Origin of the sequence: Arthrobacter sp. NPDC058288 (assembly GCF_042880995.1) — a bacterium.
Classification (GTDB): Bacteria; Actinomycetota; Actinomycetes; order Actinomycetales; family Micrococcaceae; genus Arthrobacter.
The window spans coordinates 328,520-346,661 of sequence record NZ_JBHVYH010000003.1; the positions used below are offsets into that span (position 1 = coordinate 328,520).

An 18,142-nucleotide genomic window follows, 5' to 3' on the forward strand; every position below is an offset into this window, starting at 1 on the left:
AGCTGCGGCAGCTGCCGCGCCCCGATTCACTGCAGCGCCCGTTTCAGCACAACCACAGTGGCGTCGTCGGAAACGTCGCGGCCCGAGGCCAGCTCAAGGACGGCGTCGCAGGCAGCCTGCGCACTGGCGGGGCCCGAGACAGTACCGGCCACCACGGCCGTGAGGACCTCGACGTCGGGGTAGACATCCAGCAGGCCGTCGCTGACTACGGCCAGGCAATCGCCGGGATCGAGCGAGACCTGGTGAGCATCCCATTCCTGGTCGGGCCAGGCTCCCACCGGCGGGCCGCCGGTGAGCAGCCGCGAGCAGCTTCCGTCCGCCTTAATGTGCAGCGCGAGGCCGTGGCCGGCGTCCAGGTACTGCAGGATGCCGGTGGCCGCGTCGAGCCGGGCGTGGAAAAGCGTGACGAAGGATGCGGACTGTTCGAGGTCGGCTTCCAGTATCCTGCCGGCAGAGCTGAACGCTTCACTCAGCGGCGCGCGGTGCGCCACGGAACGCATGACGGCGCGGACAGTGGCAGCAATCAGCGCGGCCCCCATGCCTTTGCCCATCGCATCGGCCAGCGTGAGCTGCAGCCCGCCGTCGCTGCGGTACCAATCGAAGAAGTCGCCGCCCACGTTGCGGGAGGGGCGGAAGGATCCGGCGATGTCGAACCCGTCAAGCGATAGGCCCTCAGCCGGGAGGAGGCTGCGCTGGACCTCGACGGCGCGGCGCAATTCATCCTGGGCTGCGGCCTCGTGAACGGCACTGGCGCGCGGCCTGCGGAACAAGGCGGTGATCCGGGATCCGAGTTCCCGGGGGCTGAAGGGCTTGGTGAGGTAGTCGTCCGCCCCCGTGTCGAGCCCGGTGAGGCGGTCCAGTTCGTCGCCGCGGGCTGTGATCATCAGGATGTAGGCATCGGAAAACTTGCGCAGCTCACGGCAGACCTGAACGCCGTCCGTGTCCGGCAGGTTGAGGTCCAGCGTCACCAGTTCGGCGCCCTCGCGCTGCATCAGATCAATACCGGCGCGCCCGGTTGACACGGCTGACACCTGGAAGCCCTGCTTCGTCAGAATGTGGACCAGCAGGCCCCGGATGTCGTCATCGTCCTCAATGACCAGGGCGCGGCGTACGTCCGGCTCATCAGTCATGCCCTTATTAGACTCCGTGCGGACTGGTCTTGTCACATCGGCCTCAGCCGGACCTTCCTGCCACACCAGGGCGCGGCGGGTTCGGGCCGGGCACCGCGGCGGCGCCGGGCCCGAAACCGCCGGCGTTAGTGCGCCAGGAACGTCACCATGGTGAAGCCCCCGGGCGCCACCGTCACGTGCCCCGTTCGCGGGCCGACGTCGTTCTTCGCGCCCTTCACCGGCTGGCCGGAGGAGTCGTACTGGCGCTGGACCATGGTGCATCCGTCCGGAACGTCGACGTCCTTAACCGTTGTGGAACCGGCCGCGCTCACGTAGACGGTGGAATCACCGCCGGCCCCTGAGACCGACACCGTGGAGATCTTCGGCTGCAGCAGGAGTGCGTCCAGCGCAACGCTTCCATCGGTGGTGCCGACGACGGCGGTCAGTCCGGCGGACAGCGCACGCTTGAGCGAGTAGGGAAAGAGGATGCCGGGGGCATCCGTGATGCCCTGCGTCCCTGCATCGCCGTTTTCCGTGGTCCCCAGCGGCCCCTTGGCGGACGTCCATACGGTGCTGCCGGACGGGGCTGTCCCCCGGTTCACGATGGGATAGATGTTGTTCGCCTGGTCGGAGGCCGGTAGCGGAATGTTCAGGGCAGCCCCGGCCTTCAGGTCCACGTAGGCTCCGCCGGAGAGGTTTGCTTCACCGGTCCAGGCCGAGGCCGGCCTGACCACGGCCCCCTCGCCGGTGATGGTGCCCGATTCCGCTTCCACCACACTGAGGCCGTGAGTGGACACCGTCCGGTTGATGCCCACGGCAGCCGCCTTCAGGGCCGGATCTGCGTCCAGCGCCAGCATGGTGAGGAGTGCGTGGATGGTGGATTCCGCACCGGAGTTGGGATTGACCCGGCCGTCCGGTTCGATGCCGTCGATCGCCGTACCCGTGGCAGGGTTGTAGGCCGGGACGCCGCTGGGGTTGGCTCCGAAGAACCATCCAGCAGTGACCGCGGCAAGATCCAGCAGGCCCGGCGCATCAGCGGCCCTGGCCGTGGCCACGAGACTTTGGACCCTGGAGTCCACGCCGTAGGCGATTTGCGCTTCGCCGGGCGTCGGGCTCCAGGCGTTGTCGGGTCCGCCCGCGGCCAGGAGCTGGGGTGTGAACCGGGCGGTGTCCTTGACTGCCGCTTCAAGCAGCGCCGGTTTGCCCAGCACCTGGGAGGCGGTGGCGACGGCGGCGGGGGCCATGCCGCCCCAGGCGTGCCAGAGTGTCTGCGATTTGTTCCAGGGCATGATGGCGCCAAAAGGCCATTGGCCGGCGGAACCGGAGGACATTGCGGCCACGCCTTCGCTAAGACGGTCCAGTGCCGTGGCCGCCAACTCATCGCCCGGAACGGAGCTCACGTAGGAGGAAAGTCCCAGCACGGCCTCGGCCGAGGCGTCGGCGCCGCCGGCGATGAGCCATGCCGGCACCTGCACGCCGTCCGCGGTGTCATAGGTGCCGTACTTTGCAAGGGACTGTTTGTTGAGCGAGCCTAAGGCAAGGTGCAGCCGGTCCTGCAGGAAACCGGCGAACTCGGGATCGTCGTCCTGGAACGCCGTGAAACCCTCGCCGAGTGCCCATACGGTGCGCGCAAGCCAGTATGACTCTGCCGAGTCGGAGGGGTCCGGCAGTTCCACCGGTTTGGCGCTGGGGGTCAGGCTTCCGTCCGACTGCTGCCACAGCACAACGTTGCCTGCGTTCGGGCCGTCCGTGGTCTGGAGGAACGTCAGCGAGCGCAGGGTCTGGAACGCCCGCTGCTTGCTGGCGGCATCGCCGGTCTGCTGCCAGTGCCGTAGGTAGACCACCGCTGTGCGTGCGATGTCATCGGCGTTGTAGGCCCCCTGGGTCCAATGCCCTGTGGCGGGGTCGAGGTCTCCGCCGCCGACGCGGCCGTAGCTCCCGTCCGCTTTTTTGTCCGCGTAGGTCCACGGCGCCTGGGCGGAGGGGATCTCGTCCAGCTTGTAGGTGGTGTGGCCCGCCACGGGCGTGAGAGGGACAGTATCCATCAGGAAGTCCAGGTGCGCCGTGTTGGTGAGGGGCCCTGTTTCGGCCGGGGCGCCGGGAGCGGCCGGGACCGGGGTGGTCAGCGCCCGTGCGGCTTCCTGTACGGGTCCCGGAGCCGCGGAGGCCGCTCCCGCTCCCGCCAGGAGCATCGACGCGGCCACAACGATGGCCAGCGGTTTGGTTCGTGTCTTCGGGCGGACATCGTTGTTCGTCATCGGTACTCCTGGTGGGGGCGGTCAGGCGGGCGGCGGGACGGGGCTAGTTGGCCGGGACCCGGTCCAGCCTGGCAACGCCGATCTTCGAGTCGGCCATGCCGTAGAACACGAACAACTGGCCGTCCACTTCCTCGATGGCGGTGGGGAACACCACGTTGGGCACGATGCCGGAGATCTCGTCTTCGGTTTCCGGCGCCAGCAACGGCTTGTCGCTGCGGGCAATGACCTTGGAGGGGTCATTGGCGTCCAGGATCATGGCGGCCGCGGTGTAGTTAACCTTCTGCTGGTGGTCGAACGCCGACTTCTCCAATGCACCGGCCACGCCGTGGTGGATGAGCAGCCAGCCTTCGTCGACTCGGATCGGCGCGGGGCCTCCGCCGATCTTGAGTTCCTCGAAAGGGAACTCACTGAGGGCAACGAGGGTGTGCTTGCCCATGTGCACCAGGTTCCGGATGTCCTTTTCCACGTCTTCCACGGCCACGTAGGAGATCCAGATGCCCGGGCGGTTGTCCGTGACGCCGGCGGGCAGGTGCTCGCCCTCGCCGTCGCGGATCCAGCCCAGGTCCCACATGGGGCGGTGCAGCATCGCATAGGAGGGAACGCCGTCGGGATCGTTGACCGGTTCCGGGAAGAACACGGCGTCCTTGTTGGGAAACAGGTTCAGGTCCATGGAGAGCTCGGCCTTGTATTCGAAGAAGCACGGGCCCAGGCGTTCCCAGCTGCGGAGGTCCTCGGAATGCGCGAACGCGAGCCGCGGCCCCAGCGGGCCGTATGCAACGTAGGTCATCAGGTGCTTGCCCAAGGAGGGCACCCACGTGGTGCGCGGATCCTCAGTGCCGGCATTGTTGAGGCCGCGTTCCCAGCCCTCGTCCGGGGCGAGCACCACGCCCATGCGTTCCACACCGGTGGGTACGCCGTCTTCGATGACAACCTTGGCAAGGCCCACGCGGGACACATTACCCTTGGCCACGAGGCGCGGAAGCAGGTAGAGCTCGCCGTCCGGGCCGCGGCCGCTGGCCGGGTTGAGGACGCCTTCCGCCTCGAAGTCGTTGCCCTCCTCGGGGGACATGATGACCCCGGCGCGGGTGAGGGTGAAAGGGACGGTGGGGAGTGCAGAAGTGTGGGGGGAAGTCATTGATTAGCCCTTTACGCTTGATCCGATATTGGTGGAAATGAATTGGCGCTGGAAGAAGATGAACAGCGCGATGGCAGGTGCCGCGAGGACGCAGGCGCCGGCGAGGATTGCCCCGAACGGGTTGGAGGCCGTGGCGGCAACGTTGGAAATGTAGTTGGCGAGGGACACCGCGAGAGGCTGGATGGCCGAGTCCTTGGTGACCAGGAACGGCCACAGGAACTCGTTCCACGGCCCGATGAAGGTCAGCAGGATCGCTGTGACAATCGCGGGCCTGACCAGCGGGATGGCGATCTGCCACAGGATCCGCAACTCGGAGGCGCCGTCGATCCGTGCTGCCTCAAAGAGCGTGGACGGCAGCTGCATGAAGTATTGGCGGAAGACGAAGACGGCAGTGGAGTTGATGGCGAACGGCAGGATCATGCCGATGTAGCTGTCCGCCAGGCCGTAATCGCGGACGATCATCACGTACAGCGGAATGAGCAGCAGCTGGAACGGAATCATCTGCACCAGCAGCATCATGCCGAACACGAAGCCCTTGCCGCGGAAGTGCATCTGCGCCAGGGCGTAGCCCACCAGGAGGCCGAAGACCACGGTGAACAGGATGACGCCGCCGGTGAAGATGCCGGAGTTGGCCAGGCCCTTCAGCAGGTCGATGGAACCGTTGATGTTGGCGTAGTTCTCGCCGGTGAGGTTGGCCGGATTGGGGAACGCACCCGCCACCGAAGTGTCCGGGGACGTCTGCAGCGAGCCGATGAACATGTAGTAGAAGGGGAAAAGGAACACGAAGGCGCCTACGGCCAGCAGCACGAAGCTGCCGATGCCAAGGTTCCTGCGCTTTTCAACCGTGGAACCTCCGCGGCCGGAACCTCCGCGGGTGGAAGGAAGGGCACCCGGCTGCCCGGCGTCGTCGTTCTTTTCGTTGTCGTTGTTGGCGGCGGTGGCCGCGTCGATGACCGACATGTCAGTCCTCCTTTCCGCCTACGAGGCGTTTCTGGATCAGGGCGATCAGCAGGACGCCGACCACAAGGATGACGCCCAGTGCGGCTGCCACGTCGGGGTTTCCCTGCAGGATGCCCTTCTGGTACATCAGGAACACCGGCGACGTCGATGCGCCGTCCGGGCCGCCGCCTCCGGTGAGAAGGTACGGCTCGGTGAAGAGGTTGGCGCCGGTGATGGTGGCGAGCAGCGTGACCAGCACGCTGGCCGAGCGCACGCCGGGGACCGTGATGTTCCAGAACTGCACCCACTTGTTCCCGCCGTCCACCGAGGCGGATTCGTACAGCTCGTCCGGGATGTTCTGCAGTGCGGCCAGGTACAGCAGGATGAAGAATCCCAGCTGTTTCCACGTGACGTACAGCGCCACCGTTGGCATGGCCAGCCAGGAGTTGGTCAGCCAGGACGGGTTCGGGGCCAGAGGCCCCAGCAGCGCGTTGACCAGCCCGTTTTGCTGGAACAGGAACAGCCAGACGCCGACGACGGCGACGCTCGCGGTGACGTACGGGACGTAGTAGCTGACCCGGAAGAAGGTCCGCAGCTTCGTCACGCGGTTCAGCGCGTTGGCCAGGACCAGCGACAGCCCGACGGTCAACGGAACGTTGATGACGAGGAACACGCCGATGTTGGCGAAGGAACGCTGGACTGCCGGATCGGACAGGACGGTGATGTAGTTGTCCAACCCCACGAACGGGCGGTCCACCTTGACCCGCGGGGCCGTGAAGAAGAAGTCGTGGAAGGACATGTAGACGGCGTAGCCCAGAGGGTACGCCAGGACTGCCAGGACGTAGATGACGTACGGGGCGCTGAACAGCAGTCCCAGCGGCTGGCGGCCCAGGATGTTCTTGCGTTTCCTGGGGGCCAGCCGCCGGTCAGCCGTCCGCCCGACCGGCGCGCCCGTTGCGGGACTGCCCGCAGCTGGGCCGCCGTCAGAAGAGCGGAGTGACATTGGGGATCACCCGCTACTTCTGGGCTGCCAGTTGGTCGATCTTTTCCGCGGCGCCCTTGAACGCGGAGTCAATGCTTTCGTTGCCGAAGATCACTGACTTGGCGTAGGCGGTGCGGAAGGTCTGCCAGACCTCAACCGAGTTGGGCACGTTGGGCACCTCGACGGTGCGTCCGGCCTGCTCGGCGAACTGGGTGTACAGCGGGTTCTTGGCGAAGTAGTCGGCGTACGCAGTGGCAAGGTCCTTGCGCATGGGCATCTGGCCGGTCCCGGCAAGCAGCTTGCCGTCCTGCTCCTGGCTGGTGGCAAACTTCATGACCTCCCAGGCTGTGCCCTGGTTCTCGCACGCAGAGTACATGGCCACGTTCTTGGCGTCCGAGAAGGTGGACGTATCGGCCTTGGCCTCAGCGGCCGGCACCGGCACAGCGCCCCAGTTGACCTTGTCTTTGTAAGCGGCGATGGCCCACGGGCCCGCCAGGGACATGGCCGACTTTCCCTCACCGAAGGCGTCGCCCTGGAAGACCTCCTTGGACGCCAGGTTCTCCTTGTAAAGGGTTTCGAACATTGTGGCGACCTGCTTGCCCTCCTCGCTGTCGAAGGTGGCTTTGCCATCCTTCAGCAGCGGTGTGCCGTCCGTGTTGGCAGCGTAGAACGGGTAAAAGTCGAACCAGGACTGGAAGAAGTCACTGGCCGGGGAGGGCCATACGGCGTTGGCCGTGGCGCCGGACTTCACGAGGGTCCGGGCGGTTTCAAGGAATTCGGCATGCGAGCCGAGCTTGGGGTTCTCGGCGTCCAGGCCGGCCTTGGCGAAGATGTCCTTGTTATAGAACAGGACCACCGGGTTGGACTTCCACGGAAGCTGGTACATCTTCCCGTCCGTGGACTTGTACTGGTCGGCGAGGTCTCCGGTGCGGTCCTTGATGTACTGCGCGCCGTCGGGAAAGGAGTCGAGGGCGACGAGTCCGCCCTGCTTCTGGAACTGCGGCACTGCCACCGGAGCGGTGTTGAAGACCAGGCACGGGGCGTTGCCTGCCGTGATGGCTGCGCCGATGACTTCCTCGGAGCTCTTGCCTGCCGGGATTTCCTGGGCGTCGATCTTCTGGTCCGGGTGGGCGGCGTTCCAGGACTCCACCATTGCCTTGCCCCACTTCACCTCGAACTCGTTGTTGGAGTACCAGATCTTGATGGGGCCCTTAGCGGCCGTGGCCGAGTCGGCAGAACTGCTTCCCCCTCCCCCGCCGCAGGCAGCGAGGCCTGCGCCCATGATGGTCAGGGCGGCCACGGACAGTACTCGCGTGGCTGTTGAAAAGCGCTTCATTGCGACTCCTATTTAGGGGAACAGAGGGTTGGGTGCGGGGTGGATCTGGGCAGGGGTGTGGCTGGATAGAGGATGGAGCGTGCTAGCGGGCGGGTACCGGGCCGGTGGATGCCCTGACCAAAAGCGTCGGAGCCTGGAGGACGGTGTCTTGCCCGTCGTGGGCGTTGCTGAGCTGGTTGAGGAGCACTTGGGCCGCAACCCGGCCCCAGAGCATGGGATCGGTGGAGACGGTGGTGAGGGGCGGATTGAGGTACTGGGTGAAGTCCGCGTTGTCATAGCCGGTGACGGACAAATCGCCGGGCACAGTGAGTCCCTGGGTTTGTGCGTAGGACTGGCCGGCGGTCGCCATCAGGTCATTGGCGTAGACGATTGCCGTGGGTTTGTCCGCACGCCGGAGCAGTTCGGCGGTGGCGGCCATGCCACCGGCGGCAGTGAAGTCTGCTTCCGCGAACAGGTCGGCGCGGAGGCCGGCAGCAGTCAGCGCGTCTTCCCACGCCTGGCGGCGGCTCCGGCCGTGGATGTACTCCTGGCCGCCGCCCACATGGGCAATGCGGGTATGGCCCAGCGCCACCAGATGTTCGACGGCTGCCGTGATTCCGGCGCAGTCGTCCATGGAAACGGCAGGGAACGGGGATTCCGCGTCGGGCCGGTTCAGGGTGACCGCCGGGAGTTTGAGTTCCTGCAGCAGCGGGATGCGGGAGTCGTCGTGGCGGACGTCGGTGAGGAGGAACCCGTCGACCCTTCCATTCTCGGCCAGCTTGCGGTAGCAGCGTTCCTCCGCCCCGGCACCGGTGGCGACGCTGAGCACAAGGGTGTAGTCGTGTTCGGAGAGTGCTGTTTCAATGCCGGCGATGAACGCCGGAAAGAAAGGGTCGGTTCCGAGCAGGGAGGGGTCCCTGGCGACGACGAGTCCCAAGGCGTAGGCCTTGGCCGAGGAGAGGCCCTTGGCCCGCAGGCTGGGTTTCCAGCCGAGCTCCTTGGCCACCTGAAGGATCCGTTCCCGGGTCCCCTCGCTGACCCCCGGCTGGCCGTTTAGTGCATACGAGACAGCACCCTTGCTGACGCCGGCCGCGTGGGCGACGTCGCTGATGGTGACTGCCATGGATTCCGCCTTCATTTGATCAGCAGTCCAGTGATCCAACTCACTGAACCGGTTCAGTGATAACCACTAAACCGGTTCAGTTGAAAGTTGTCAAGGGAAGAGATCAGAAAAGCAGGTAAACCACCGGCCGCCGGCAGCTGGCGGCCGGCGGCGGGTGCCCCTAGGCGCGGACCAGCCCCGCAGCCGCGGCGAGGAGTTCCACGGACCGCAGGCGGGCCTCGGTTCCGTTGCTCTGGTGGGCCACAATCAGTTCGTCCGCGTCGGCGTGGGCGGCGAACTCGTCCAGGTAGTCCATCACCACGTCCGGGGTTCCGATCGCCGAGTACTTCATCATCTGGGCCACGTGCTGGCCCTGCGGGGAGTCGAGGATCATGTCCGCTTCGTCGTCCGTGAACACCCTGCCGTTGCCGAAGAACAGGGACACCCGGGCGCGTTTGGTGGCCTGGAACATTTCCGCGGCCTCGGAGGCGGAATCTGCCGCGATCACGTTGACGCCGGCGATCACGTGCGGGGCGTCAAGCTGCGCCGAGGGCTTGAATTCCCGGCGGTAGATGGCCACGGCGTCCTGAAGGGCATTGGGAGCGAAATGTGAAGCGAAGGCGTACGGCAATCCAAGCTGCGCTGCGAGCCGGGCCCCGAAAAGGGAGGACCCCAGAATGTACAGCGGGACATTGGTGCCCTTGCCCGGGGTCGCCTCGACGCCCTGGATCCGGCTGGGGCCGGTGAGGTAGCCCTGCAGTTCCAGGACATCCTGCGGGAAGCTGTCGGCGGACATCGGGTCGCGGCGGAGCGCACGCATGGTGTTCTGGTCGCTGCCGGGCGCACGGCCCAGGCCCAGGTCGATGCGTCCCGGATGCAGGGTCTCCAGCGTGCCGAACTGCTCGGCGATGGTCAGCGGGGAATGGTTGGGCAGCATGACGCCGCCGGCACCCAGCCTGATGCTGCTGGTGTTGGCCGCGATGTGCGCGATCAGCACGCTCGTGGCCGAAGAAGCGATGGAGGACATGTTGTGGTGCTCCGCGTACCAGACCCGCCGGTAGCCCAACTCCTCCGCCCGCTGCGCCATGGCCACGCTGCCGGCAAAGCTCTCGGCCGCCGTCTGGCCCTTAGCGATGGTGGCCAGGTCAAGGATGGAAAGCGGAACAGTCACGGAGGAGCCGGCCTTTCGTAGCGAAGCGTTGCGGTCGCCGTTCCGTTGCGGAACGGGCACACTTGCGACAACGACGGCGGCAGCCGGGTTATTTCTCGATGTCGCCGTGGCGCCGGACACTCGGGAGTCGTGGTGCCGGACACGCAGGGGCGGGGCCGCCGTGTCCGGCAACCCCGCTCCTTTTTAGCTCAATTGTGCTATTTGGTGATGTCCGATACCTACTTCAGCTTGAAGTTGGCATCGATATGGGAGCCGTCAGACGCGACCATCGAGAGTTGGAAGCAGGAGCCCGGCTGGTTCGGGGTCTTCCAGTTGTAGATGTACTGGCCGCCCGTCGAGTCGTACCGCAGCGAGGTATTGCCGGTGGCCGTGATCTCGATGCTGTCCTGGATAGCCAGCGGGCTGCAGGCGATCTGCCGGACTCCCATCTTCACGATGCTCGTGTCCGTCAGTTCAGTGGAGCCGGCGAACAGTTCGAACTTGGCAGGAACGGTGCTCCCCGCCTTCACCGTATTGAAGACGCCGCCCATGTCGATGGGCTGGTAGAACCCCTTTGTTTCCCACCTCTTTACCGTGTAGGTCTGCTTCGTTTCGGAGGTGCGTCCGGCCTTGTCGGTGGCCGTGGCCACCAGCGTGTGGGTACCCGGCTCGGTGGAGTAATCGCTGACGACGCAGCCGGCGGGGCCGGAGCCCCCATCGCTGGCGGTGCACGTGGGTGCGGAGCCAACGAAGCCGAAGTACGCGTCCGCCAAAACTGAGTCGAATGTGGCCACCGGGTCCGTCAGATCCACCTTGAAAGCGTCGCTGCGCACTTTGTCCGCAGGAGTGGTGTTGTCGGCCTTGTCCGTGAAGGCGGGGCTGATCAGGACCAGGTCCGAGCCTTCTTCTGTGGACACAACCTTCTGCTCCGTGGTTTCCAAGCCTGACAGCGCATCCGAACCGGTGAACGTTGCCGTCACCGGACCGGTGAACCAGTCGTTCAGGCCCTTGGTGCCGCTGAGTCCCGTGAACGAAACGGACGGCGCGGTCAGGTCAATCTTGTAGCTCGCGGACGCCGCACCGGCCTCCGCAATGTTGCCCGCCACGTCCTCAAAGGCAGGGCTGCCAACGACGACGGCGGCCCCCTCGCCGTCGGACGTTGCTGTCTGCGTTGCTACTGACGGCCCCGAGACGGAGTCTGTGCCGGTAAACGTCGCCGTTACCGGGGCGTTGTACCAGCCGTTCGTATTGGGCTCCCGGTCGGCCTCTGTGTACGCCACTGACGGGGCCGTGGCATCGATCTTGAAGCTATGGATGACTGCTCCAAGGGCCGAGGCGTTGCCTGCTGTGTCGCTGAACACCGGGCTGCGGACCTCGATGGCTTCCCCTTCGGCGCCGTCGGCTGTTGTTTCGCTTGCGGATTGGGATGCCGGACCGGACGTTACGTCGGTAGCCGTAAACGTCGCCGTGACGGGTCCCCGGAACCAGCCGTCGTTACCGGCAAGGCCTTCGCCTCCCCCGTAGCTGACCTCGGGGGGTGTGGCGTCGAGGCCAAGAGGCGCGGTTGCCTTGGAGGCAGTGCCCCCCGCGCTGGTTGCGGAGCAGGTGTACTCAATCTTGACCTGGTCCGCCGAAATGATCTGCTGACCGCAGCCGCTGGTGGTCAGTGAGACGGGCGAATCCGCGTCGGTGACCGTCCAGTTGAGGGTCAGCGGAGCGGTGAACCATTCGCTGAGACCGTTGGGGGTTCCCGGCGTGAGCGTGTAGCTGATCTGCGGGCCGCTGGGGTCTACGATGTCGTAGTTCGCGGAGCCGCTGGCGGTGAGCCCGCCGCCGTCGGTGTAGCTGCAGCTTGCTGTCTGCTGGCCGATCCCGTCCGTGGCGTAAGGTCCGGTGATGCCGCTCAGTGTTGCGGCAAAGGTCTTGTTTCCGTCTTCAGCATCCGCGACGTTGCAGGAGGCTGCCGGGACCGATCCCTTGGCATACGACGCACCCGTGCTGACCCCGGCCAAAGTGAGGGTCGGAGCGGTGTTGGCCGGGGCCGGAGCCACGACGTTGACGGTAAACGTCGCCTGCGTGAGGTCGAAGGTGCCGCCTGTGTTGTTGGCGACCTGGCTGGCGGTGATGGTCGAAACTCCGGTAGCCGCCGGCGTGACGGTCACCAGTTTGGTGTCCCCGCAGCTTGAGAACGTCACCGAAGAGGGGCTGACGGTTGCGGCCGCCGTATTGCTCGAGACCAGATTCAGGGTGAGTACGCTGCTGGCGGTCAGGTTGCAGCCCTGTTTGCCGTCGCCGTTGGCCGGCTCAATGGCCAGAGTGGTGGTCCCCGCAGGGCCTCCAACATTCAGCGGCATTATCTCGGCAACGGCATCCACGCTCCCGTCGAGATTGTTGAAGACGGTATCTGCCTGAGCCACCACGGCCCCGGCAAGGAGCATGCCGCCCGCCGTCACCGCGGCCAGAAGCTTCGTGCCGGCACGCCCCGCGGACCCGGCAAAACCGAGCCCCGTTCCCCGCCGGCGTTTTGATCCCTGCCCGGGACCCCCTCGATCTGAATTGTTCACTGCAGCGCCTCCCTCGCGACAATGCGGCCGTCAGTGGCCGCAAATGTAGTCCTGATGCTAGGGGTGGGCGTTGACAAACACACCAGTAAGTTCCACTCGACTTCTAGTGCGTATATACCTGTTTTTTCACATCCTGTACTCGGTTCTCACTGAGGCAACTTCAGATAACGCTGCGCACTCCTGTCACACGGGTTCCGAAGGGCTATACGCAGGCGTAGTTGTAGTCGAGGCCGTTGGAAACATACTGCGTCACTGCCACCGTGCTGCCCGGCGTAAGTCCATCCAAGGAGCAGTTGGACTTGGCGCCCTTCAAGGTTCGGGCACCTGCGAGCCAACTGGGAAGTCCCGCCAAATTGCTGGTGGAGGGGACCGCTCCGGCAATCTTGCCCCACTGGTAGCCCGTGGAATAGATCCCGACGTCGGCGCCGATGCTTTCGAAGTAGTCGGTCATACCTTCCAGGTCTGCCCGGTTGGCTTCGGTGTCCGATTGCCAGCTGTTTTCGGTTTCCACGTCCAGCCACCAGAAGTAGTCCTCCGGGTCGTCGACGCCGCGTAAGACGGCGTCGTCGTAGGCTTTCGCATAGCCGTACACGTAGGCGCAGGCTTTGTCGTTCTTGCCCCCGCAATTCCCGTAGGGGTTGTCCACCATAGTGCCCATGTAGAAGTTGGATGTGGGCCACCAGGACCCGGCTAAGCCGGGGTTGGCGGTGTTCACGTAGAGGGCGACGCGCGGCTGGCTGGTCGCCTGCGGATGCCTGATGGTGGACTCGGCCCAGTTCAACTGATCCTCAAGGCAGCGATTCGTGGCGTTCGCGAGGCCGTTGTTGACGCCAACAACCCCGAAAGCCAGCCCCTCGGGCAGGATTTTTCCGCATTGCGGCCACGAGACATCGATGCCTACGCGGTCGGACGTACGCGGGGGTGCCGCCGTCGCCGGACTGCCGCCCGCCAGGGCCAAGGCCAGAGCCGTGGCAATGGATAGAACCATCTTCAGCATCGATGCGGCCATACCAAAGTCTACTTCCGGCCCCATCCGCAGGAATACTCAGCATGCTTAGCGGGTTGCCTCCCTAGGAGCCGGGCCGAACGGGCCGGCCGGACAGGAGCAACATCATGGCAAACATTCTGATGGTCGTATCCGCTGCCGATTCCCTCACCATGCGGGACGGCACCCAGCACCCCACCGGCTACTGGGCCGAGGAGCTGGTGGTATCGCACCAGACCCTGCGCGACGCGGGCCACACAGTGCACATCGCAACGCCCGGCGGCGCCAAGCCCACCGTGGACGAGGTGAGCCTCGCCGCCGAGTCGGCCGGCGGCCAGGACCGAGCGGACGGCTTCCGTGAATACCTCACAAAGATCGACGCCGAGCTTTCCGCGCCGCTGGTACTCGCCGAGGTCGACCCCTCCGGGTACGGCGCCGTGGTGATGCCGGGCGGCCACGGCCCCATGGCGGACCTCTACAAGGACGCCGACCTGGGCCGCATCCTGGCTGACGCAGACCGGGCCGGCAAGGTCATCGCGCCGTTCTGCCACGGTCCGGCTGGCCTCCTCAGCGCCGTTGACGACGCCGGGAAGTTCGCCTTCACGGGACGCCGCCTCACCGTTTTCTCGGACGAGGAGGAACTCAACGGTGGCACGGGACCCAACACGCCGTGGTTCGTGGAGGACGCGCTGAAGGAGAAGGGGGCCATTGTGGAGAACGGCGCCGCCTGGGGCTCCAATGTGGTCCGCGACCGAAACCTGATCACCGGGCAGAACCCGCAGTCCAGCGAGGACGTGGCGAAGGAAGTCATCAAGGCCCTCGGAGAGTAGGCCGGCTTTCCCCCGCGGCGGCGGCCGGGTATCTTCGGCCCGGCCGCCGCCGCCGCCGGACGCGTTCCCGTGACGCCCGCAGACGCCGGATTAACCCCGGTTACCCCCTGTATCGCCGGGTTTCACCGTGCTTTGACCGGTTTTTCACCCTGCCGGATAGTTGCTGGCACAAGCACGAAATCCGACACTTCCAAGGGGAAACCATGGCCCGTTTTTCACTCAAACCCGGCGTCACCGCCGCTGGCAGCCACCACTCTGCTGGGGCTTGCGGCCTGCTCCGACCCCGGCGCCGCAGCGGCCCCGGCGTCCGGACCGGTAACCTCCGCCACGGGCGTCAAACAGTTCAATCTGTCTCCCGAGCAGAACCGGGAGACAGCCGCCGTGGACCCGGCAGCCGCGGCCCTCGTGCCGGAAGGCATCAAGAAGGACGGCAAACTGACGGTCGCCGTCAGCCCCTTCGCGGCGCCGCTGGCCGTCTACGCCACGGACAACAAGACCCCGGTGGGCAACGAGGTGGACATCGCCGTCGCGCTGGCCCAGACGCTGGGCCTGGAAGCTGACATCGTCCCCACCGCCTGGGCCGACTGGCCCCTCGGCGTCGAATCCGGCAAGTACGAGGCCGTGCTGTCCAACGTGACGGTGACCGAGGAGCGCAAGCTCAAGTTCGACTTCGCGAGCTACCGGGACGACAAACTTGGTTTCTACGCCAAGAGCGACAGCTCCGTCAGCAAGGTGGAATCCGCTCCGGATGTTGCCGGCAAGCGCGTGATTGTGGGTTCGGGGACCAACCAGGAGTCCATCCTGCTGCGCTGGGACGAGGAGAACAAGAAAAACGGCCTGCCGTCCGTTGAGTTCCAGTATTACGACGACGACTCCGCCTCTTCGCTCGCCCTCCAGTCCGGACGCGCCGACCTGACGTTCGGACCGAACGCGACTGCGGCCTTCAAGACGGCTTCCGACGCCAAGACCAAGCTGGTTGGCCTGGTGGACGGCGGCTGGCCGCTGAAGGCCAGCATCGCGGCCACCACCAAGAAGGGCAACGGCTTTGCCGCTGCTGCCCAGGCAGGTCTGAACCACCTGATCGAAGACGGAAGTTACGCCAAGATCCTGGACCGCTGGGGCCTCAGCTCCGAGGCCGTGCAGAACTCCGAGCTGAACCCGGCCGGACTGCCGAAGAAGTAATCCGCCCCTCGGCACGCAGTGCAGGGTGGCCCGCGGCTGCCCTGCACTTCGCTGTGGCGAACCCCGGAGCCGCAGCGTACGCTCAAAGCATGACCCCGCAAGAGCTCGCGAACCTCGCGCACCTGCGCAGGGCGCGGGACCTGATCGACAGGGACTTCGCCCTCCCCCTTGACGTGCCCACTATGGCGAGCAAAGCCTTGATGTCACCGGCGCACTTTTCGCGGCAGTTCCGGGCAGCCTACGGCGAGACGCCGTACAGCTACCTCATGACCCGCCGGATCGAGCGCTCCATGGCGTTGCTCCGGGCCGGGATAAGCGTGACGGATGCGTGCATGGCTGTTGGCTGTACGTCGCTGGGATCCTTCAGCTCCCGCTTTACCGAGCTCGTTGGCGAACCGCCCAGCGTGTACAGGCTCCGGGAACACAGCGCCGTTGAAGCGATGCCAGGGTGCCTCGCCCGGCTCACCACGAGGCCCAGCCGGCGCGGCTTCGGAACGCCGTCCGGCCCTGCAGCAGGGGCCGTGGAACAAGTGAGCAGGATTCGAGAAGCGGCACTGACCGCAGCCGAATAGCTTGGTTGCATGAACATTTCACTCCAGTACTGCAACATCACCGTCAACGACACCGAAAAGGCCCTCAGCTTCTACCGGGATGCCCTCGGCCTCGAACTACGCAACGACGTGGCCTCCGGAGGATTCCACTGGATCACGCTCGGCAGCGCAACCCAGCCCGGTCTCGAGATCGTGCTCTCCGAACCGCATGCCGGACGTTCCCAGGAGGACGGGGACATGATGCAGGAGCTCCTCACCAAGGGGGTGCTGCCAATGCTCATCTTCCGCACCGACGATCTGGACGCCACCTTCGAGAAGGTCCGGGCGTCCGGGGCCGAGGTCATGCAGGAGCCCATCGACCAGCCGTGGGGACCGCGCGACTGCGCCTTCCGCGATCCTTCCGGAAACATGGTCCGGATCGCCCAGGCCCCGAAGAACTGATCTCCCCCCACGCGTCAGAAAAAGGCGTCAGAAACTCACTCCCCACACAACGAAATCCCCGACGGACCGGTGTCCGTCGGGGATTCCTTTGATGGGCGGCTCCGCGTCCTCTAGAGATACTGCTGCCAGATGGTCAGTTGCAGCTTCACCGTATCCGCGGCCGATTCCCGGTCAGCATCTCCCACTTGCGTGCCGGACGCGTCCCCGCCCATCAGCTCAGGCCCTCGCTTCCGAAGGGGCGGCTGACACGCCAGCGAAGTCCGCTTCAGGACGCTCCGGCGTTGTCAGCCCCAGGTTCTCCCGCAGCGTGCTGCCGGCGTATTCGGTGGGGTACACGCCGCGTTCCTGGAGCGCGGGCACCAGATGGTTGACGATGTCGTCCAGGCCGGTGGGGATCAGCCACGGCGAGATGTTGAAGCCGTCCACTGCACCGGTCCGGGCGTAGTCGGCCAACCGGTCGGCCACCTCGGCGTAGGAGCCGTTGAAGGTGGCGTCCACCCGGCTGGTTTTGGCGGACACGAACTGGCGGATGGTCAGTCCCTTCTCCTTGGCTTCGGCCCGCCACTGGTCGGCCAACTGCCGGGCTTTTGCGCCGTGGAAGCCGCTCCCGCGGGTCTCGGAGGTCTCCTCCACCACGGGATCAATCTCCGGCAGGGGCCCGTCCGGATCGTATTCACTGAGTTCGCGTCCCCAGAACTGTTCCAGGTAGGCGATGGCCTGCTGCGGGCCGATCTGCAGGCTGCGGACCCAGGCCTTTTTGTCCCGTGCCTCCTGCGGGGTGGCCGCCAGGATGAACTCGCTGGCCGGCATGATCTTGACGTCGTTGGCTCCGCGTCCGGCTTTTAGCGTCCGCTCCACGATGTCGCGTCGGAACTCGAGGGCATCGTCGAACTTGGGATGGGCGGAGAATATGACGTCGGCCTGCCGGGCGGCGAAGTCGCGGCCGTCCGGGGAGTCACCGGCTTGGAACAGCACCGGACGGTACTGGTCGCTGCGGGGCAGACGCGGCGTCACGTCCACGGAGTAGTGCTGCCCCTGGTGGACCACACGGCGCCAGGTCCCGGCGTCGGCGTCGTGGGAATCCCAGATCCGCTTGGCGGTCTCCACGAACGCCTCGGCATGCGTGTAGCGGTCAGCGTGGTCCAGATACCCGCCGCGACGGAAGTTGGCGCCGGTCCAGGCGTTGTCCGTGGTGACGATGTTCCACGCCGCACGTCCGCCGGAGAGCAGGTCCAGCGAGGACAGCCTGTGCGCGAGGTCCGCCGGATCGTTGTAGGTGGTGTTTTGGGTGGCGACGAGTCCGATGTTGGAGGTCACGGCGGCCAGGGCTGCCAGCATGGTCTGGGCGTCGGGACGCCCTGCAACGTCCAGTTCATGCGGTCGGCCCAGGTGCTCGCGGAGGCGGAGCCCCTCACCCAGGAAGAAGGCGGCAAACAGTCCCCGTTCAGCTGTCTGGGCGATGCGGCGGAACGATTCGAAGTCCGTCTGCGAGCCGGATTCGGCGGCCTTCCAGATGGTTCCCGAGTTGACGCCCTGGAAGAAGATGCCGAACTGGAGCTTCCCGGTCGGCTGGTATTTAGCACGGCTGTGCTTTGTCAT

Annotated in this window: 15 protein-coding genes; 4 read left to right on the forward strand and 11 right to left on the reverse strand. The window is 65.7% G+C overall.

The window, feature by feature from the left end; translation table 11 throughout:
* Positions 1-26: 26 nt before the first annotated feature.
* The 10 genes from ACFVWT_RS12515 to ACFVWT_RS12560 form a co-directional block, all read right to left on the reverse strand.
* Positions 27-1,130: a PP2C family protein-serine/threonine phosphatase gene (locus ACFVWT_RS12515; protein WP_390248137.1), complete on the reverse strand. Its 1,104-nt coding sequence runs from the start codon at positions 1,128-1,130 to the stop codon at positions 27-29.
* A 125-nt stretch (positions 1,131-1,255) separates the two neighbouring features.
* Positions 1,256-3,367 carry a hypothetical protein gene (locus ACFVWT_RS12520; RefSeq protein WP_390248139.1) on the reverse strand — a complete coding sequence of 704 codons (2,112 nt, stop codon included), beginning with the start codon at positions 3,365-3,367 and terminating at the stop codon, positions 1,256-1,258.
* Between the two features lie 43 nt (positions 3,368-3,410).
* Positions 3,411-4,502, reverse strand: a complete 1,092-nt coding sequence (locus tag ACFVWT_RS12525; RefSeq protein ID WP_390248141.1) for a glycosidase — start codon at positions 4,500-4,502, stop codon at positions 3,411-3,413.
* A 3-nt stretch (positions 4,503-4,505) separates the two neighbouring features.
* Complete coding sequence (locus ACFVWT_RS12530) at positions 4,506-5,462, reverse strand: carbohydrate ABC transporter permease (RefSeq protein ID WP_390248143.1); 957 nt, start codon at positions 5,460-5,462, stop codon at positions 4,506-4,508.
* Between the two features lies 1 nt (position 5,463).
* A complete protein-coding gene (locus tag ACFVWT_RS12535; RefSeq protein ID WP_390248145.1) occupies positions 5,464-6,444 on the reverse strand; it encodes a carbohydrate ABC transporter permease in 981 nt (326 codons plus the stop codon).
* 13 nt (positions 6,445-6,457) lie between these two features.
* Complete coding sequence (locus ACFVWT_RS12540; RefSeq protein ID WP_390248147.1) at positions 6,458-7,759, reverse strand: ABC transporter substrate-binding protein; 1,302 nt, start codon at positions 7,757-7,759, stop codon at positions 6,458-6,460.
* A gap of 82 nt (positions 7,760-7,841) precedes the next feature.
* Positions 7,842-8,861: a LacI family DNA-binding transcriptional regulator gene (locus ACFVWT_RS12545; RefSeq protein WP_390248149.1), complete on the reverse strand. Its 1,020-nt coding sequence runs from the start codon at positions 8,859-8,861 to the stop codon at positions 7,842-7,844.
* A gap of 160 nt (positions 8,862-9,021) precedes the next feature.
* Complete coding sequence (locus ACFVWT_RS12550) at positions 9,022-10,011, reverse strand: LLM class flavin-dependent oxidoreductase (protein WP_390248151.1); 990 nt, start codon at positions 10,009-10,011, stop codon at positions 9,022-9,024.
* A gap of 218 nt (positions 10,012-10,229) precedes the next feature.
* Complete coding sequence (locus tag ACFVWT_RS12555; RefSeq protein ID WP_390248153.1) at positions 10,230-12,554, reverse strand: PxKF domain-containing protein; 2,325 nt, start codon at positions 12,552-12,554, stop codon at positions 10,230-10,232.
* Between the two features lie 202 nt (positions 12,555-12,756).
* Positions 12,757-13,563, reverse strand: coding sequence for a hypothetical protein (locus ACFVWT_RS12560; protein ID WP_390248155.1), 807 nt, complete (start codon positions 13,561-13,563; stop codon positions 12,757-12,759).
* A 104-nt stretch (positions 13,564-13,667) separates the two neighbouring features.
* Here ACFVWT_RS12560 and ACFVWT_RS12565 point away from each other — a divergent pair, with 104 nt between their 5' ends.
* The 4 genes from ACFVWT_RS12565 to ACFVWT_RS12580 all read left to right on the forward strand — a co-directional run bounded on the left by ACFVWT_RS12565 (position 13,668) and on the right by ACFVWT_RS12580 (position 16,543).
* Positions 13,668-14,369 (forward strand): type 1 glutamine amidotransferase domain-containing protein, encoded by a 702-nt coding sequence (locus ACFVWT_RS12565; RefSeq protein WP_390248157.1) that lies wholly within the window; start codon positions 13,668-13,670, stop codon positions 14,367-14,369.
* A gap of 381 nt (positions 14,370-14,750) precedes the next feature.
* Positions 14,751-15,551 (forward strand): ABC transporter substrate-binding protein, encoded by an 801-nt coding sequence (locus ACFVWT_RS12570; RefSeq protein WP_390248159.1) that lies wholly within the window; start codon positions 14,751-14,753, stop codon positions 15,549-15,551.
* A gap of 89 nt (positions 15,552-15,640) precedes the next feature.
* Positions 15,641-16,123 (forward strand): helix-turn-helix transcriptional regulator, encoded by a 483-nt coding sequence (locus ACFVWT_RS12575; RefSeq protein WP_390248161.1) that lies wholly within the window; start codon positions 15,641-15,643, stop codon positions 16,121-16,123.
* 9 nt (positions 16,124-16,132) lie between these two features.
* The gene (locus ACFVWT_RS12580) at positions 16,133-16,543 is read left to right on the forward strand and encodes a VOC family protein (RefSeq protein WP_390248163.1); all 411 of its coding nucleotides are present in this window, start codon (positions 16,133-16,135) and stop codon (positions 16,541-16,543) included.
* Between the two features lie 216 nt (positions 16,544-16,759).
* Here ACFVWT_RS12580 and ACFVWT_RS12585 read toward each other — a convergent pair whose 3' ends face one another.
* Positions 16,760-18,142: an NtaA/DmoA family FMN-dependent monooxygenase gene (locus tag ACFVWT_RS12585; protein WP_390248165.1), complete on the reverse strand. Its 1,383-nt coding sequence runs from the start codon at positions 18,140-18,142 to the stop codon at positions 16,760-16,762.

Excerpts from the sequence above, each read along its gene's own strand:
- ACFVWT_RS12560 (WP_390248155.1), bottom strand. The coding sequence starts at position 13,563 with ATGGCCGCATCGATGCTGAAGATGGTTCTATCCATTGCCACGGCTCTG.
- ACFVWT_RS12530 (WP_390248143.1), bottom strand. The coding sequence starts at position 5,462 with ATGTCGGTCATCGACGCGGCCACCGCCGCCAACAACGACAACGAAAAG.
- ACFVWT_RS12545 (WP_390248149.1), bottom strand. The coding sequence starts at position 8,861 with ATGGCAGTCACCATCAGCGACGTCGCCCACGCGGCCGGCGTCAGCAAG.
- ACFVWT_RS12520 (WP_390248139.1), bottom strand. The coding sequence starts at position 3,367 with ATGACGAACAACGATGTCCGCCCGAAGACACGAACCAAACCGCTGGCC.
- ACFVWT_RS12515 (WP_390248137.1), bottom strand. The coding sequence starts at position 1,130 with ATGACTGATGAGCCGGACGTACGCCGCGCCCTGGTCATTGAGGACGAT.
- ACFVWT_RS12525 (WP_390248141.1), bottom strand. The coding sequence starts at position 4,502 with ATGACTTCCCCCCACACTTCTGCACTCCCCACCGTCCCTTTCACCCTC.
- ACFVWT_RS12535 (WP_390248145.1), bottom strand. The coding sequence starts at position 6,444 with ATGTCACTCCGCTCTTCTGACGGCGGCCCAGCTGCGGGCAGTCCCGCA.
- ACFVWT_RS12580 (WP_390248163.1), top strand. The coding sequence starts at position 16,133 with ATGAACATTTCACTCCAGTACTGCAACATCACCGTCAACGACACCGAA.
- ACFVWT_RS12575 (WP_390248161.1), top strand. The coding sequence starts at position 15,641 with ATGACCCCGCAAGAGCTCGCGAACCTCGCGCACCTGCGCAGGGCGCGG.
- ACFVWT_RS12540 (WP_390248147.1), bottom strand. The coding sequence starts at position 7,759 with ATGAAGCGCTTTTCAACAGCCACGCGAGTACTGTCCGTGGCCGCCCTG.
- ACFVWT_RS12585 (WP_390248165.1), bottom strand. The coding sequence starts at position 18,142 with ATGACAAAGCACAGCCGTGCTAAATACCAGCCGACCGGGAAGCTCCAG.
- ACFVWT_RS12565 (WP_390248157.1), top strand. The coding sequence starts at position 13,668 with ATGGCAAACATTCTGATGGTCGTATCCGCTGCCGATTCCCTCACCATG.